This is a genomic window from Klebsiella sp. 141162 (assembly GCF_050600755.1).
GTDB classification, from domain to species: domain Bacteria; phylum Pseudomonadota; class Gammaproteobacteria; order Enterobacterales; family Enterobacteriaceae; genus Klebsiella; species Klebsiella aerogenes.
Genome location: NZ_JAQIRI010000016.1, coordinates 1 through 15,424, shown reverse-complemented (window position 1 = coordinate 15,424; position 15,424 = coordinate 1). Strand labels below are relative to the sequence as shown.

General features: G+C 57.6%; 16 protein-coding genes and 1 riboswitch. Of the genes, 8 read left to right on the top strand and 8 right to left on the bottom strand.

The features are described 5' to 3' along the window. The 5 genes from thiS to PGR23_RS23930 all read right to left on the bottom strand — a co-directional run bounded on the left by thiS (position 1) and on the right by PGR23_RS23930 (position 4,227). Positions 1-201, bottom strand: a complete 201-nt coding sequence (gene thiS, locus PGR23_RS23950) for a sulfur carrier protein ThiS (RefSeq protein WP_015704010.1) — start codon at positions 199-201, stop codon at positions 1-3. Further along, a complete protein-coding gene (locus tag PGR23_RS23945; protein ID WP_045397339.1) occupies positions 185-940 on the bottom strand; it encodes a HesA/MoeB/ThiF family protein in 756 nt (251 codons plus the stop codon). The genes thiS and PGR23_RS23945 overlap by 17 nt, the downstream gene beginning before the upstream one ends. After that, positions 933-1,568, bottom strand: coding sequence for a thiamine phosphate synthase (gene thiE / locus PGR23_RS23940; protein ID WP_063415961.1), 636 nt, complete (start codon positions 1,566-1,568; stop codon positions 933-935). Before thiE ends, PGR23_RS23945 begins: the two co-directional genes overlap by 8 nt. After that, complete coding sequence (thiC, locus tag PGR23_RS23935) at positions 1,568-3,463, bottom strand: phosphomethylpyrimidine synthase ThiC (protein WP_045397333.1); 1,896 nt, start codon at positions 3,461-3,463, stop codon at positions 1,568-1,570. The genes thiE and thiC overlap by 1 nt, the downstream gene beginning before the upstream one ends. A gap of 89 nt (positions 3,464-3,552) precedes the next feature. Next, a riboswitch (TPP riboswitch) is annotated at positions 3,553-3,677 on the bottom strand. 52 nt (positions 3,678-3,729) lie between these two features. Further along, positions 3,730-4,227, bottom strand: a complete 498-nt coding sequence (locus tag PGR23_RS23930; protein WP_063415963.1) for an Rsd/AlgQ family anti-sigma factor — start codon at positions 4,225-4,227, stop codon at positions 3,730-3,732. 90 nt (positions 4,228-4,317) lie between these two features. Here PGR23_RS23930 and nudC point away from each other — a divergent pair, with 90 nt between their 5' ends. The 6 genes from nudC (at position 4,318) to PGR23_RS23900 (ending at position 8,677) form a co-directional block, all read left to right on the top strand. Continuing rightward, positions 4,318-5,091 carry an NAD(+) diphosphatase gene (gene nudC / locus PGR23_RS23925; protein ID WP_045397329.1) on the top strand — a complete coding sequence of 258 codons (774 nt, stop codon included), beginning with the start codon at positions 4,318-4,320 and terminating at the stop codon, positions 5,089-5,091. A gap of 40 nt (positions 5,092-5,131) precedes the next feature. Next, positions 5,132-6,196, top strand: coding sequence for a uroporphyrinogen decarboxylase (hemE, locus tag PGR23_RS23920; protein WP_015704014.1), 1,065 nt, complete (start codon positions 5,132-5,134; stop codon positions 6,194-6,196). Between the two features lie 12 nt (positions 6,197-6,208). Continuing rightward, complete coding sequence (nfi, locus tag PGR23_RS23915) at positions 6,209-6,880, top strand: deoxyribonuclease V (RefSeq protein ID WP_045413593.1); 672 nt, start codon at positions 6,209-6,211, stop codon at positions 6,878-6,880. A gap of 42 nt (positions 6,881-6,922) precedes the next feature. Next, the gene (locus PGR23_RS23910; protein WP_045397326.1) at positions 6,923-7,513 is read left to right on the top strand and encodes a YjaG family protein; all 591 of its coding nucleotides are present in this window, start codon (positions 6,923-6,925) and stop codon (positions 7,511-7,513) included. A gap of 186 nt (positions 7,514-7,699) precedes the next feature. Next, a complete protein-coding gene (gene hupA / locus PGR23_RS23905; RefSeq protein WP_002884342.1) occupies positions 7,700-7,972 on the top strand; it encodes a nucleoid-associated protein HU-alpha in 273 nt (90 codons plus the stop codon). A 12-nt stretch (positions 7,973-7,984) separates the two neighbouring features. Beyond that, on the top strand, positions 7,985-8,677 hold the full coding sequence (locus tag PGR23_RS23900) for a DUF1481 domain-containing protein (protein ID WP_045397364.1): 693 nt from the start codon (positions 7,985-7,987) through the stop codon (positions 8,675-8,677). 3 nt (positions 8,678-8,680) lie between these two features. On the opposite strand, the gene zraP is transcribed toward PGR23_RS23900, so the two are convergent. Beyond that, on the bottom strand, positions 8,681-9,118 hold the full coding sequence (gene zraP / locus PGR23_RS23895) for a zinc resistance sensor/chaperone ZraP (RefSeq protein ID WP_063415965.1): 438 nt from the start codon (positions 9,116-9,118) through the stop codon (positions 8,681-8,683). Positions 9,119-9,378: 260 nt separating this feature from the next. Here zraP and zraS point away from each other — a divergent pair, with 260 nt between their 5' ends. Both zraS and zraR read left to right on the top strand, forming a co-directional pair. After that, positions 9,379-10,764 carry a two-component system sensor histidine kinase ZraS gene (gene zraS, locus PGR23_RS23890; protein ID WP_213797883.1) on the top strand — a complete coding sequence of 462 codons (1,386 nt, stop codon included), beginning with the start codon at positions 9,379-9,381 and terminating at the stop codon, positions 10,762-10,764. Next, on the top strand, positions 10,751-12,082 hold the full coding sequence (zraR, locus tag PGR23_RS23885; RefSeq protein ID WP_396280044.1) for a sigma-54-dependent response regulator transcription factor ZraR: 1,332 nt from the start codon (positions 10,751-10,753) through the stop codon (positions 12,080-12,082). Before zraS ends, zraR begins: the two co-directional genes overlap by 14 nt. On the opposite strand, the gene purD is transcribed toward zraR, so the two are convergent. Further along, on the bottom strand, positions 12,072-13,367 hold the full coding sequence (purD, locus tag PGR23_RS23880; protein ID WP_045397319.1) for a phosphoribosylamine--glycine ligase: 1,296 nt from the start codon (positions 13,365-13,367) through the stop codon (positions 12,072-12,074). The genes zraR and purD overlap by 11 nt on opposite strands. A gap of 15 nt (positions 13,368-13,382) precedes the next feature. Then, entirely contained in the window at positions 13,383-14,972 is a 1,590-nt protein-coding gene (gene purH / locus PGR23_RS23875) for a bifunctional phosphoribosylaminoimidazolecarboxamide formyltransferase/IMP cyclohydrolase (RefSeq protein ID WP_045397317.1), read from the bottom strand. Between the last annotated feature and the right edge of the window lie 452 nt (positions 14,973-15,424).

Genomic DNA, 15,424 nt, shown 5'->3' with positions numbered 1-15,424 from the left:
TCAGCCTCCGGCGATAACCTGAAAAAGCAGGACCCGATCGCCTTCCTGCAAGAGATGATCTTCCCACCGTTCGCGTGGCAGGATGTGTTGGTTGAGCGCCAGCGCAACGCCCGGCTGGAGCTGTTCCAGTTGGCTAAGCAGGGCGCTTACGCTGAGGTTGTCCGCGCACTCCAGCGGTTCGTCGTTAAACCAGACTTGCATGATGTCCTCCACAAACCGGACAGCCCCGGGCCTTTTGCAACGTAAGGTTGCGCCAGTTGCTGGTGCGGGCGTCAAACAGCCGTAGCGTGTTGCGCGGCGTCGCCATGCCGCTAAGGAGCTTAATGGCTTCCAGCGCCTGCAGCGTCCCCATCATGCCGACGACCGGGCCGACGATCCCCGCGGTACGACAGTTACGCTGTGGTTCGGCGGTGTCCGGCCACAGGCAGCGGTAGCAGCCCTGCGCCCAGGGCGGCGTCAGCACCATCAACTGGCCGCCGAAGCCGACGGCGCTGGCGGTTACCAGCGGCGTCTCAAGGGCGACGCAGGCGGCGTTAATCGCCTGGCGGGCAATCATGTTATCGGTACAGTCCAGCACCACGTCGGCTTTCGCCACTTCGGCGCGCAGCGACTCGCCGCTTAAGCGCTGCTGTAGCGCCACGAGGCGGATTTGCGGATTGAGTTGGTTGAGCCGCGTCTTTGCCGCCGCGGCTTTTGGCTGGTCGATATCGTCGCTGGTGAACAGAATTTGCCGCTGCAGGTTGCTGAGATGCACCGCGTCGTCATCGGCCAGGGTCAGCGTTCCGACGCCGGCCCCTGCCAGATATAGCGCGGCCGGCGAACCTAAGCCGCCCAGGCCGATAATCAGCGCCCGGCTGGCTAACAGTTTCTGCTGTCCCTCGATGGCGATATCTTCCAGCAATAGCTGGCGGCTGTAGCGCATGAAGTCGTGATCATTCATCGCCTGCTCCCGCCAGCGCTAACAGTTGTGCTGTGGCAGCCCGCCAGTCTGTTGCCTGGGTAATGGCGCTGACGACCGCGATGCTGCCGACGCCGGTCGCCAGTACGCCCGGCGCTTTTTCCAGACTGATGCCGCCTATCGCTACCGTCGGATAATCGGCCAGACGATGAATATGCCCGGCAAGCTGTTCGAGGCCCTGCGGCGCCGAAGGCATCTGTTTGGTTTGTGTCGGGAAGATGTGGCCCAGCGCGATGTAGGAAGGGCGCGCCGCCAGCGCGACGTCAATTTCCATGTCGTCGTGAGTGGAGACGCCAAGGCGCAGTCCGGCTTTACGGATGGCGCTCAGATCGGTGGTTTCCAGGTCCTCTTGACCCAGATGTACGCCGTACGCCCGGTGCTTAATCGCCAGTTGCCAGTAATCATTGATAAACAGCCGTGCGTGATAGCGGCGGCCAAGTGCGATGGCGGCGATGACATCATCCTCTACGTCGCTGTCGCGCTGGTCCTTGATCCGTAACTGAATGGTGCGCACGCCAGCTTCCAGCAGGCGCTCAATCCACGCCACGCTATCGACAACCGGATAAAGCCCGAGACGAAACGGTACGGGCGGAAAGTCAGGCTGGTACATCAGGCATTTTCCTTTTTCAGGTAGATTTCACCGCCGCGGGCGCGGAAGTTATTTGACATATCGGCCATGCCGGCCTCGATACTTTGCTTCGCGGCGTAGTCGCGGACCTCCTGGGTGATTTTCATCGAACAGAATTTTGGCCCGCACATGGAGCAGAAGTGGGCGACTTTGCCGGACTCCTGCGGCAGGGTTTCATCGTGATAGGCCCGCGCGGTAAAGGGATCGAGCGCGAGGTTGAACTGGTCTTCCCAGCGGAATTCGAAACGCGCTTTGGACATCGCGTTGTCGCGGATCTGCGCGCCGGGGTGGCCTTTAGCGAGGTCGGCGGCGTGGGCGGCGATTTTGTAGGTAATGAGTCCCTGTTTCACATCCTCTTTGTTGGGTAAGCCGAGATGTTCTTTTGGCGTGACGTAGCACAGCATGGCGCAGCCAAACCAGCCAATCATTGCCGCGCCGATACCGGAAGTGAAATGATCATAGCCCGGCGCGATGTCGGTGGTGAGCGGCCCCAGCGTGTAGAACGGCGCTTCGTGGCAGTGCTCCAGTTCTTCGGTCATATTGCGGCGAATCATCTGCATCGGCACGTGGCCGGGGCCTTCAATCATCACCTGAACGTCATACTCCCAGGCGATTTTAGTCAGCTCGCCCAGCGTATGCAGCTCGGCGAACTGCGCCTCGTCGTTGGCATCCTGAATCGAGCCGGGGCGCAGACCATCGCCGAGGGACAGCGACACGTCATAGGCGGCGCAGATTTCACAGATTTCGCGGAAGTGCTGGTAGAGGAAGTTTTCCTGATGATGCGACAGGCACCACTTGGCCATGATAGAACCGCCGCGCGAGACGATACCGGTCAACCGCTTCGCGGTCATCGGCACATAGCGCAGCAGCACCCCGGCATGAATCGTGAAGTAGTCGACGCCCTGTTCGGCCTGTTCCAGCAGGGTATCGCGGAAGGCTTCCCAGGTCAGGTTCTCGGCAATGCCGTTAACTTTCTCCAGCGCCTGGTAAATCGGGACGGTACCAATCGGCACCGGGCTGTTGCGCAGGATCCATTCGCGGGTCTCGTGGATATAGCGGCCGGTGGAGAGGTCCATTACCGTGTCGGCGCCCCAGCGGGTTGACCAGACCAGCTTCTCGACCTCTTCCTCGATGGAAGAGGTCACCGCCGAGTTGCCGATATTGGCATTCACTTTCACCAGGAAGTTGCGGCCGATAATCATCGGTTCGGATTCCGGGTGATTGATATTGGCCGGGATGATGGCTCGCCCGGCAGCGACTTCATCGCGGACGAACTCGGCGGTAATGTTGTCCGGCAGGCGGGCGCCAAAGCCTTCTCCGGCATGCTGCTGGCGCAGCACCTCGCTGCGGATACGCTCGCGGCCCATGTTTTCGCGAATGGCGATGAATTCCATCTCCGGGGTGACGATCCCCTGGCGGGCGTAGTGTAGTTGCGTTACGCATTTGCCGGCGACGGCGCGTTTAGGCGTCAGCAGGCCGCCGAAGCGCAGTTCATCGAGGCCATCGTCGGCCAGCCGCGCTTTAGTGTATGCTGAGCTGCGTTCGCTGAGCGGCGCGCAGTCGTTACGTGCGTCGATCCACCGCTGGCGTAGTTTTGTCAGTCCCTGGCGGACATCGATGTTGATCTCCGGGTCGCCGTAAGGCCCGGAGGTGTCATACACCGGTATCGGTTCGTTGGCTTCGTACTGGGGGTTATCGTTATCACCGCCGATGAGCGTCGGGCTGAGCTGGATTTCACGCATCGGGACGCGGATATCAGCCTGTGAGCCTTGAATGTAGATACGGCGTGAATTGGGAAAAGCGGTGCCTTCCAGCGTATCAATGAATCGCTGCGCGTGTTCGCGTTGTTCCCGGCGGGTCAGTTTGGTAGTAGACATAGCGCATTCCAGTTACAAAAAAAGGAGATGGCTTGTCAGACGACGGATGGAGTAACAGATGCGACCAACCCGTAACGGGCAGGTGCGACCAGCAGTTTACTCTTGTTCCCTTCGCAGGTATTAGCCTGATCAGGTTCCGCGGATCCCGAATAAACGGTCTCAGCCTTTTCCACTTCAGCTTTCGTGTGGAAAATAGGCACTCCGACAAGATGAAATCCCTCCGCAGAGGGATAATGTATGTAAATTACTCGTTAACGGTTCACAACTCAAGCGGTCGGCGCGATATTGTCGCCAATGCTGTCTTTCCGATCGTGAGCGACGACCAGCGCCAGCAGCTTGTCCTCAAGCGCGAAGCGCGCCTCCAGCGACTCGCCGATATCTGACAGCGCCTGCTGAAATTCGAGATAGTTATCATGATCGATGGCGTTTTCGAGGCAGGTATCGTAGTAGTCCATCATCTGCTGGGTATTGGCTTCCAGCTGCGGGTAGATTTTGGTGGCGGCTAAAAGAGGGGTACTCCCTTCCATTTCTCCGATAATACGTTCATAAATATTAAAATGACCGGATGAGAGGTAATCCACCAGGCTTTGGCAAAAGTCATCCAGCGCCTTTTCATTAAGCCGCATAAAGGACTCTTTGCCGGGTTTCAGGCCAACCAGGTTGTAGTAAGCCACGAGCAAATGCTTACGCACAAGCAGCCAGCGATCGACCAGTTTGTTATTGCCTCCAACACGTTCCGTCAGGTTTTCCAGCTGGTTTAACATGATTGACTCCGCAAGATTAAAAATAACGTTGCTCAGCAAATGTAAATATAATGTTAAAAGTGCCAGTAAAACGAAGGTAGCGCAATAGATATGGATCGTATTATTGAAAAATTAGATCGCGGCTGGTGGATCGTCAGTCACGAACAAAAATTATGGCTTCCCGCAGGGGAATTACCACATGGCGAAGCGGTAAATTTTGATCTTGTCGGTGAACGCGCGTTACATCTCGGCGAGTGGCAAGGCGAAGCGGTGTGGCTGGTGCGTCAGGATCGTCGCCATGATATGGGATCGCTGCGCCAGGTGTTGGATCAGGATCCTGGGCTTTTCCAGTTAGCAGGGCGCGGGATCCAGTTGGCCGAGTTTTATCGATCGCATAAATTCTGCGGCTACTGCGGCCACCCGATGCATGTGAGTAAAACCGAGTGGGCGATGCTGTGCGGCCACTGCCGCGAGCGCTATTATCCGCAAATTGCCCCCTGCATTATCGTCGCCATTCGTCGCGACGATTCGATCCTACTGGCTCAGCATACCCGTCATCGTAATGGTGTCCATACGGTGTTAGCCGGGTTTGTCGAAGTGGGCGAAACCCTTGAGCAGGCGGTCGCACGCGAAGTCATGGAAGAGAGCGGCATTAAGGTGAAAAACCTACGCTATGTGACCTCTCAACCGTGGCCTTTCCCGCAATCACTGATGACCGCCTTTATGGCTGAATATGATAGCGGCGATATTGTCGTGGATAAAAAAGAGCTGCTGAGCGCGGAGTGGTATCGCTATGACGACTTGCCGCTACTGCCGCCGCCGGGCACCGTGGCGCGACGCCTGATCGAAGATACGGTGGCGATGTGTCGGGCAGAGTACGAGTGACATGTTACACTGGGCGCATCAACGCTAAAGGAATGTAAAAATGACCGAACTGAAAAACGATCGTTACCTGCGTGCGCTGCTGCGCCAGCCGGTTGATGTCACCCCGGTGTGGATGATGCGCCAGGCGGGCCGCTATCTCCCGGAATACAAAGCCACCCGCGCGCAAGCGGGCGATTTCATGTCGCTGTGTAAAAATGCCGAGCTGGCCTGCGAAGTGACGCTACAGCCGCTGCGCCGTTACCCGCTGGATGCGGCGATCCTCTTTTCGGACATCCTGACGATTCCGGACGCGATGGGGCTGGGGCTGTACTTTGAAGCTGGCGAAGGCCCGCGCTTCACCTCGCCGGTGAAATGCAAAGCCGACGTCGACAAGCTGCCGGTGCCGGACCCGGAACAAGAATTAGGCTACGTGATGAACGCCGTGCGCACCATTCGCCGTGAACTGAAAGGCGAAGTGCCGCTGATTGGTTTTTCCGGCAGCCCGTGGACGCTGGCGACCTACATGGTTGAAGGCGGCAGCAGCAAAGCCTTTACCGTCATCAAAAAGATGATGTACGCCGAACCGCAGGCGCTGCACGCGCTGCTGGACAAGCTGGCGAAAAGCGTCACCCTGTATCTGAACGCGCAGATCAAAGCGGGCGCGCAGTCGGTGATGATTTTCGACACCTGGGGCGGCGTGTTGACCGGCCGCGACTATCAGCAGTTCTCGCTCTACTACATGCATAAAATCGTCGATGGCCTGCTGCGGGAAAACGAAGGTCGTCGCGTACCGGTGACGCTGTTCACCAAAGGCGGCGGACAATGGCTGGAAGCGATGGCGGAGACCGGCTGCGATGCGCTGGGTCTCGACTGGACTACCGATATTGCCGACGCTCGCCGTCGCGTAGGTCACAAAGTGGCGCTGCAGGGCAATATGGACCCGTCGATGCTTTATGCGCCTGCCGCCCGTATTGAAGACGAAGTGGCGAACATTCTCGCCGGTTTCGGCCAGGGCGAAGGCCATGTCTTTAACCTTGGTCACGGCATCCATCAGGACGTCGACCCACAGCATGCAGGAGTCTTTGTTGAGGCGGTGCATCGTCTCTCCGCGCAATATCACCAATAGGAGATAAGCATGATGGATTTAGCTGCGCTGCGAACCCAACAGCAATCTTTAGCCGCGTCGGTAGAACGTGCGGACCGATTGGATCGCGACCCGCCGGTGCTGATCGGCGGCGCCGATGTGGGGTTTGAGCAGGAAGGGGAAATTACCCGCGCTGCGATGGTGCTGCTAACTTATCCGGGGCTTGAGCTGGTGGAGTATCAGGTGGCGCGTGTCGCCACCACGATGCCGTACATCCCCGGCTTTCTCTCCTTTCGCGAGACCCCCGCGCTGCTGGCGGCGTGGCAACAGCTATCGCAAAAGCCCGATCTGTTGTTCGTCGACGGCCACGGTATTTCACATCCCCGGCGGCTTGGCGTCGCCAGCCATTTTGGCCTGATGGTTGATGTGCCAACGATTGGCGTAGCGAAAAAACGCTTATGCGGTAAGTTTGAACCGCTCGGCGCCGAGCCCGGCGCGCTGGCGCCATTAATCGACAAGGGCGATCAGCTGGCCTGGGTCTGGCGCAGCAAAGCACGCTGCAACCCACTGTTTATCAGTACCGGCCACCGCGTGGGTATGGATAGCGCGTTAATGTGGGTGGAACGCTGTATGCAGGGCTATCGGCTACCCGAGCCGACGCGCTGGGCCGATGCCGTGGCGTCCCGTCGGCCTTCCTTTGTGCGTTGGCAAGCAAATCACGGCTGATTCAGGTACACTGCGCCTAATTTCTGACTTCGAGAATTCATCATGTTACAAAACCCGATTCATCTGCGCCTGGAGAAACTGGAGAGCTGGCAGCACGTCACCTTTATGGCCTGCCTGTGCGAGCGTATGTACCCCAACTACGCCATGTTCTGCAAGCAAACCGAGTTCGGCGACGGCCAGTTATATCGTCGTATCCTTGACCTGATCTGGGAAACGCTGACGGTAAAAGATGCGAAGGTGAATTTCGATAGTCAGCTGGAAAAGCTGGAAGAGGCGATTCCGTCCGCGGATGACTACGACATGTACGGCGTCTATCCGGCTATCGATGCCTGCGTCGCGCTGAGCGAATTAATCCACTCACGCCTGAGCGGTGAAACGCTGGAGCATGCTATCGAGGTCAGTAAGACTTCCATTACTACCGTCGCGATGCTGGAAATGACTCAGGAAGGTCGCGAAATGACCGATGAAGAGCTCAAAGCTAACCCGGCGGTAGAACAAGAATGGGACATTCAGTGGGAGATTTTCCGCCTGTTGGCCGACTGCGAAGAACGCGACATTGAACTGATTAAAGGGCTGCGCGCAGACCTGCGAGAGGCCGGTGAGAGCAATATTGGTATAAATTTTCAGCAATGAGACCAGAAAACGTGATTTACCGCCTGAATTGTAGCGTCTGAAGACTTCCATTCCGCCCCCTGTCTGGTCTACATTTGGGGGGCGAAAAAAAGTGGCTATCGGTGCGTGTATGCAGGAGAGTGCTTTTCTGGCATTTCCGTCGCACTCGATGCTTAGCAAGCGATAAACACATTGTAAGGATAACTTATGAACAAGACTCAACTGATTGATGTAATTGCGGACAAAGCTGACCTGTCTAAAGCACAGGCAAAAGCTGCCCTGGAATCCACCCTGGCTGCAATTACCGAGTCTCTGAAAGAAGGTGATGCTGTTCAACTGGTTGGTTTCGGTACCTTCAAAGTGAACCACCGTGCTGAGCGTACTGGCCGCAACCCGCAGACCGGTAAAGAAATCAAAATCGCTGCAGCTAACGTGCCAGCATTTGTTTCTGGCAAAGCGCTGAAAGACGCAGTTAAGTAAGACCGCGTGGCAGTGTCCAGTTTTAACGAAGGGGCTTTTAAGCCCCTTTTGTCTAACTGGCGTCGCACGCTGACGCTGGCAGGCGCGCTATTGCTCACTGCCTGCAGTCACGATTCTTCTCTTCCTCCTTTCACCGCCAGCGGCTACGCCGATAACCAGGGCGCGATGCGCATCTGGCGCAAAGATGCCGGCGATGAAGTTCACCTGCTTGCCGCTTTTAGTCCATGGCACCGCGGCGACACCTCAACCAGCGAGTACCGCTGGCAGGATGGCCAGCTAACGCTTATTGAGCTCAACGTGTACGGCAAACCGCCGGAACATATTCGCGCCCGCTTTGACGCCCAGGGCGAGCTGAGCTTTATGCAGCGTGAAGTAGATGGTGAAAAACAGCAGCTTTCGAACGACCAGGTCGCGCTGTACCGCTATCGGGCGCAGCAAATCCGCGAAACCAGCGACGCCTTGCGTCAAGGCCGGGTGGTATTACGCCAGGGGCGCTGGCATGCCGATCGTACCGTGACCACCTGTGAAGGCCAGACCGTGAAGCCTGACCTTGATGAGCGGGCATTAGCGCATATTGAACGCCGCCAGAATCACTCCTCCGTGGAAGTGAGCGTAGCGTGGCTGGAGGCGCCGGAAGGCTCGCAACTGCTGCTGGTGGCTAACGAAAACTTCTGTACCTGGCAGCCGAACGAAAAATCGTTCTGAGTTTTACCAGTGGTTCATGCCCATATGACCACCGCCATTACCGCGGCAGCCGCCGTAACCCATACCCGCGCCGCGAGGAACGCCTGCTTCCGCAAGGGCGATATCAAATTTTACCCGCTGCTGATCCAACTGCTGGCTTAATGTTTCCATTTCCTTCGCCACAGCCTCAATTTTACCGCTTTCCGGTTTCTGCGCGGTGAGCAACGCATTGTACTCGTAGCGTTTGGACTGTAACTGCTGGCGCAGGGCGCTGGTTTGCGCATAGTAATTGTCATGTAGCTTCTGCACGGTCGCTTGCTGTTCCTGGGTGAGCTGGCTGTAACCCTGCGCGCCCATCCCGTTGTTATAACCCCAGTGATGTCCGGCCCAGGCCGCGTGACTGCCAAAGGTCAGTGCGGCAAGCGCCACGAGGACGAGGGATAAAGTCGGTTTCCGTTTCATAGCGTGATCTCCTGTGTGGTTTCCCTCGGTATTGCATCTTCCATGCCAGCCTGAAAAAGCGCGTGAATACAGGCCTGCCCGCGGCGAACATTATCCTGGCGAGTAAAAATGACCCGTTCTGGCTGGGGCCTGCGAGTCATTTTTACTCGCTAAATCACCGGCGATATGTCTGAGGACAGGTTTCACGGTGTGGAAAAATGGCATGATTCCTGCTGATGGATCCTGGTGATAGCGAATAAGGACACGATAAGGACCCGCCCATGCCGCGCATTACCTCATTTTCCCGGGACACCCTGAGCTGGTTGCTGACCGGCACGGTTATCCTGTTGGTTATTCTGTTTTCCGCGATGATTGTCCGCGATTATGGCCGGGAAACCGCCGCCGCCCGGCAAACTATCGAAGAAAAAGGGGAGGTGCTGATCCGCGCGCTGGAGTCCGGCACGCGTGTCGGCATGGGGATGCGAATGCATCACGCGCAGCTGCAGGCGCTGCTGGAGGAGATGGCCTGGCAGCCCGGTGTGCTGTGGTTCGCGGTGACCGATGAAAACGGTAAAATTATCGCCCACAGCGATCCGCAACAGGTGGATAAGGCGCTGTACAGTCCCGCGCAAATGCGTGAACTCAAGGTGGGGGAACAGGAGCGCTGGCGCCGGCTTGCCGAGCCGCAACCGGCACTGGAGATTTATCGCCAGTTTCGCCCGCTTAACCCTGCTCGTGGTCACCATATGGGGATGATGAAGCGCTGCAACAGCGCGCTGGCTCAGCCCAATGTTCCACAGGTAATTTTTATCGCCTTTGATAGCCGCGAGCTGGATGCGGCGCAGGCCCGCGGCTTGCGTAATATGATGATCATGCTGGCGGCCGCGGCGCTGGTCATCGTCGCGACGATCCTCGCTCAGTTCTGGTTCCGCCGCTACCGTCTCTCACGCCAGCAGCTTCAGGAGGCGATGGCCCGCAAAGAAAAACTGCTGGCTCTTGGGCATCTGGCGGCGGGAGTCGCGCATGAGATCCGCAATCCGCTTTCTTCGATTAAAGGACTGGCGAAGTATTTTGCCGAGCGTACGCCGCCGGGCGGCGAGGCGCAGGAGTTAGCGCTGGTGATGGCCAAAGAGGCCGATCGCCTGAACCGGGTCGTCAGCGAGCTGCTGGAGCTGGTTCGTCCAGCCCATTTAAACTACCAGCCCGTCGATATCAACGCGCTTATCCACCACTCATTGCAGCTGGTAAGCCAGGATGCGCAGAGTCGCGGGATCGCGCTGCAATTTACTCCGCGCCCTGAATTAACCTCTATTAAAGCCGACCCCGACCGTCTGAACCAGGTGCTGTTGAATCTGTATCTGAACGCGATGCAGGCAATTGGCCGTGATGGCGTTATTCACGTATCGGCAAGCGAAGCCGATCGGCAACGTGTGAAAATTGTCGTCAAGGATAGCGGTAAGGGGATGAGCGATGAAGAACTGCAGGCCATCTTTACCCCTTATTTCACCACCAAGGCGGACGGCACGGGGCTGGGGCTGGCGGTAGTACAGAATATTATCGAACAACATGGCGGGACAATCCGCGCCGAAAGCCAGCCGGGGGCCGGAGCGATATTTACGCTTTGGTTACCGGTGGATGCTCAACGGAGGGAAGATGAGCAGCGATAAAGTACAGATTCTGGTCGTCGATGATGACGTTAGCCACTGCACGATTTTGCAGGCGCTGCTGCGTGGCTGGGGCTATCAAGTGGCGTTAGCCCACAACGGCCTGCAGGCGCTGGAACAGATCCATCGGCAGGTGTTCGACCTGGTGCTATGCGATATCCGCATGGCGGAGATGGACGGTATCGCGACATTAAAAGAGATCAAAGCCTATAACCCGGCGATTCCGGTATTAATCATGACGGCGTTCTCCAGCGTCGGCACGGCGGTTGAGGCTATTAAGTCCGGCGCGTTGGATTATCTGGTCAAGCCGCTGGATTTTGACACTCTACAGCAGACGCTGGTTCAGGCGCTGGCGCATACCCGGCAGAGTGAAGGCGATTCCAGCGCCGCGACGGATTCGCAATGGGGCATGATTGGCGATAGCCCGGCAATGCAGGCGCTTATCAACAATATTACGCTGGTGGCGCCCTCGGATGCGACGGTGCTGATCTGCGGCGAATCGGGAACCGGTAAAGAACTGGTGGCGCGCGCCATCCACGCTTGCAGCGAGCGCCGCGAGAAGCCGCTGGTGACGCTAAACTGCGCGGCGCTCAATGAGTCGCTGCTGGAGTCCGAGCTGTTCGGTCATGAAAAAGGGGCTTTTACCGGCGCGGAGCGGCGGCGGGAAGGGCGTTTTGTCGAGGCGGATGGCGGCACGCTGTTTCTTGATGAAATTGGCGATATCTCGCCGCTGATGCAGGTGCGTCTGCTGCGGGCGATTCAGGAACGCGAAGTGCAGCGCGTTGGCAGTAATCAGACGCTTTCTGTCGATGTGCGGCTAATTGCCGCCACCCATCGTAATCTGGCGGAGGAGGTGAGCGCCGGGCGCTTTCGCCAGGATCTCTATTATCGCCTGAACGTCGTAACCATTGATATGCCGCCGCTGCGTCAGCGGCGTGAAGATATTCCACCGCTGGCGCAGCACTTTCTTAAGCGCTATGCCGAACGCAATCGTAAAACGGTGCAGGGATTTACGCCGCAGGCGATGGACCTGTTGATTCACTACGGCTGGCCGGGGAATATCCGCGAACTGGAAAATGCGGTGGAGCGGGCGGTGGTGTTACTGACCGGAGAATACATTTCCGAGCGTGAACTGCCGTTGGCGATAGCGGGTACGACGCTGCCGGTTACTGGCAACGATGAGGCGTTGATTCAGCCTTTAGTGGAAGTCGAAAAAGAAGTCATACTGTCGGCGCTGGAAAAAACGGGCGGCAACAAAACTGAAGCCGCCCGTCAGTTAGGCATTACGCGTAAAACGCTGCTGGCAAAACTCAGCCGTTAGTTTTTTCACGCGCGATGGCGCGCCAGCCGATATCGTTACGGCTGAAGCTGCCGTTCCAGCGAATATCGGTCAGCAGTTCATAGGCGCGCTGCTGCGCCTGCGCCACGGTGTCACCCAGCGCGGTCACGCACAGCACGCGCCCGCCGTTGGTGACTACGCGCTGGTCGTCAGACAGCCTGGTGCCGGCGTGGAAGACTTTACCGTCTGCCGCTTCCTGCTGCGGCAGACCGTGGATCTCATCGCCCGTGTTGTAGTTGCCCGGATAGCCGCCGGCGGCCACCACAACGCCCAGCGAGGCGCGGTCATCCCACTCGGAGGTTTTCTCGTCCAGCTTGCCCGCGCAGGCGGCGAGGCACAGCTCGACCAGATCGGATTTCATGCGCAGCATGATCGGCTGGGTTTCCGGATCGCCAAAGCGACAGTTGAACTCAATAACCTTTGGGTTGCCCTGCTTGTCGATCATCAGACCGGCATACAGGAAACCGGTATAGGTGTTGCCTTCAGCGGCCATACCTTTAACGGTTGGCCAGATAATCCGCTCCATGGTGCGCTGATGGACTTCATCGGTCACTACCGGCGCCGGGGAGTAAGCGCCCATACCGCCGGTGTTCGGGCCGGTATCGCCGTTGCCGACGCGCTTGTGATCCTGGCTGGTGGCCATCGGCAGGACGTGCTCGCCGTCGACCATGACAATAAAGCTGGCTTCTTCGCCATCGAGGAACTCCTCAATCACGATGCGGTGGCCTGCATCGCCGAAAGCGTTACCGGCCAGCATATCTTTGACCGCCGCTTCGGCTTCCTCAAGGGTCATCGCCACGATAACGCCTTTACCCGCCGCCAGACCGTCGGCTTTGATGACGATCGGCGCGCCTTTCTCGCGCAGGTAAGCCAGCGCAGGCTCAACTTCGGTGAAATTCTGGTATTCCGCCGTCGGGATATGATGACGAGCGAGGAAATCTTTGGTGAAGGCTTTTGAACCTTCCAGCTGCGCGGCGCCTTCGGTTGGCCCGAAGATGGCGAGCCCTGCGGCACGAAACGCGTCCACTACGCCAATGACCAGCGGCGCTTCTGGACCCACGATCGTCAGGTCGATTTTTTCATCCTGCGCGAAACGTAGCAGCGCCGGAATATCGGTAACGCCGATAGCGACGTTTTGCAGCGCCGGCTCCAGCGCGGTGCCCGCGTTGCCCGGCGCGACGTAGACGGTATCAACCAGCGGCGACTGGGCCGCTTTCCAGGCCAGCGCGTGTTCGCGCCCGCCGTTGCCGATTACTAATACTTTCATCTGCTGCTCCGTGAATTAATGGCGGAAGTGGCGCATGTCGGTGAAGATCATGGCGATACCATGTTCGTCCGCGGCGGCAATTACTTCTTCATCGCGGATAGAGCCGCCCGGCTGGATAACGCAGGTGATGCCGACGGCCGCGGCGGCATCAATACCATCGCGGAACGGGAAGAAGGCGTCAGAAGCCATGGCGGAGCCTTTCACTTCCAGACCTTCGTCACCGGCTTTAATCCCGGCAATTTTCGCCGAGTAAACGCGGCTCATCTGACCGGCGCCGATACCGATGGTCATATTATTTTTGGCATAAACGATGGCGTTGGATTTGACGAATTTCGCCACTTTCCAGCAGAACAGCGCATCGCGTAGCTCTTGCTCGCTCGGCTGACGTTTGCTGACCACGCGCAGTTCGCCCGCGGTGACCATACCGAGATCGCGGTCCTGAACCAGCAGGCCGCCATTGACACGTTTGAAATCGAGACCCGCGACGCGAGCATCCCACTGGCCGCAGACCAGCACGCGGACGTTCTGCTTAGCGGCGGTGATTTTCAGCGCTTCTTCGCTGGCGGATGGCGCGATGATCACTTCGACGAACTGGCGAGAGATGATCGCCTGCGCGGTTTCAGCATCCAGCTCGCGGTTAAAGGCTATGATGCCGCCGAAGGCGGAGGTTGGATCGGTTTTGTAAGCGCGATCGTAGGCGTCGAGGATCGAGTCGCTGACGGCAACACCGCACGGGTTGGCATGCTTAACGATAACGCAGGCCGGTTCGTTGAACTCTTTCACGCACTCCAGCGCCGCATCGGTATCGGCAATGTTGTTATAGGAGAGCGCTTTGCCCTGCAGCTGGGTGGCGGTCGCCACGGAGGCTTCTTTTACATTCTCTTCTATATAGAAGGCTGCCTGCTGGTGGCTGTTTTCGCCGTAGCGCATATCCTGCTTCTTAATGAAGTTTAGATTCAGGGTACGCGGGAAGCGGCCAGCGGCTTCTTTGCTTTCGCCGTGATAGGCCGGAACCATACTGCCGAAGTAGTTAGCGATCATGCTGTCGTAAGCGGCGGTGTGTTCGAAGGCTTTAATCGCGAGGTCGAAACGGGTGTCCAGTGTCAGGGAGCCTTCGTTGGCGTCCATCTCATTAATGATGGCGTCGTAGTCGCTGCTCTTAACCACGATGGCGACATCTTTATGGTTCTTCGCCGCGGAGCGCACCATAGTCGGGCCGCCGATATCGATGTTTTCCACCGCGTCTTCCAGTGAGCATCCTTCACGAGCGACGGTCTGGGCGAACGGGTAGAGGTTAACGACAACCATATCGATAGGCGCGATACCGTGTTGCTGCATGATACCGTCATCCTGACCGCGACGACCGAGGATGCCGCCGTGTACTTTCGGATGCAGGGTCTTCACGCGTCCATCCATCATTTCCGGGAAACCGGTGTAGTCAGAGACTTCGGTAACCGGCAGGCCTTTATCTGCCAGCAGGCGAGCGGTGCCGCCGGTGGACAGCAGCTCGACACCACGAGCGGAAAGCGCCTGCGCGAATTCGACGATACCGGCCTTGTCAGAAACACTGAGCAGGGCGCGGCGGACTGGACGACGTTGTTGCATGGTATTAAATCCCCAGGATTTGAACATTACAGAGAGCGTTAGGTGAGTTTTTGCCTAAAAACTCACCTAACGCACCCAACCGGGCATCCGTGTCATAGCGCGGCATTGTAACGAAAACGTTTGCGCAACGCTCGCGAATTTTTATCTTTCTCTTTAAGCCGATGGTTCTCTCCTTATATGGCAATGGATGTACCGGGGTTTAAGCCGTGTTTTGCCGTGTGCCTGTGGATAATTCTGTGTGTAAAAGGGTATAAAGCGGGGTTTTGCTGGGGAATGCAGCAGTCAGTCATTTTTCTGCAATTTTTCTATTGCAGGTGCTCGAGAACTCCCTATAATGCGCCTCCATCGACACGGCGGATGTGAATCACTTCACACAAACAGCCGGTTCGGTTGAAGAGAAAAATTCTGAAATTCAGGGTTGACTCTGAAAGAGGAAAGCGTAATATACGCCA

What these genes read in the sequence shown, in the direction of transcription:
- PGR23_RS23910 (WP_045397326.1), top strand. Translation starts at nt 6,923, where the DNA reads ATGTTACAAAACCCGATTCATCTGCGCCTGGAGAAACTGGAGAGCTGG.
- nudC (WP_045397329.1), top strand. Translation starts at nt 4,318, where the DNA reads ATGGATCGTATTATTGAAAAATTAGATCGCGGCTGGTGGATCGTCAGT.
- purD (WP_045397319.1), bottom strand. Translation starts at nt 13,367, where the DNA reads ATGAAAGTATTAGTAATCGGCAACGGCGGGCGCGAACACGCGCTGGCC.
- hemE (WP_015704014.1), top strand. Translation starts at nt 5,132, where the DNA reads ATGACCGAACTGAAAAACGATCGTTACCTGCGTGCGCTGCTGCGCCAG.
- thiC (WP_045397333.1), bottom strand. Translation starts at nt 3,463, where the DNA reads ATGTCTACTACCAAACTGACCCGCCGGGAACAACGCGAACACGCGCAG.
- zraS (WP_213797883.1), top strand. Translation starts at nt 9,379, where the DNA reads ATGCCGCGCATTACCTCATTTTCCCGGGACACCCTGAGCTGGTTGCTG.
- zraP (WP_063415965.1), bottom strand. Translation starts at nt 9,118, where the DNA reads ATGAAACGGAAACCGACTTTATCCCTCGTCCTCGTGGCGCTTGCCGCA.
- nfi (WP_045413593.1), top strand. Translation starts at nt 6,209, where the DNA reads ATGGATTTAGCTGCGCTGCGAACCCAACAGCAATCTTTAGCCGCGTCG.
- PGR23_RS23945 (WP_045397339.1), bottom strand. Translation starts at nt 940, where the DNA reads ATGAATGATCACGACTTCATGCGCTACAGCCGCCAGCTATTGCTGGAA.
- zraR (WP_396280044.1), top strand. Translation starts at nt 10,751, where the DNA reads ATGAGCAGCGATAAAGTACAGATTCTGGTCGTCGATGATGACGTTAGC.
- purH (WP_045397317.1), bottom strand. Translation starts at nt 14,972, where the DNA reads ATGCAACAACGTCGTCCAGTCCGCCGCGCCCTGCTCAGTGTTTCTGAC.
- thiE (WP_063415961.1), bottom strand. Translation starts at nt 1,568, where the DNA reads ATGTACCAGCCTGACTTTCCGCCCGTACCGTTTCGTCTCGGGCTTTAT.
- thiS (WP_015704010.1), bottom strand. Translation starts at nt 201, where the DNA reads ATGCAAGTCTGGTTTAACGACGAACCGCTGGAGTGCGCGGACAACCTC.
- hupA (WP_002884342.1), top strand. Translation starts at nt 7,700, where the DNA reads ATGAACAAGACTCAACTGATTGATGTAATTGCGGACAAAGCTGACCTG.
- PGR23_RS23930 (WP_063415963.1), bottom strand. Translation starts at nt 4,227, where the DNA reads ATGTTAAACCAGCTGGAAAACCTGACGGAACGTGTTGGAGGCAATAAC.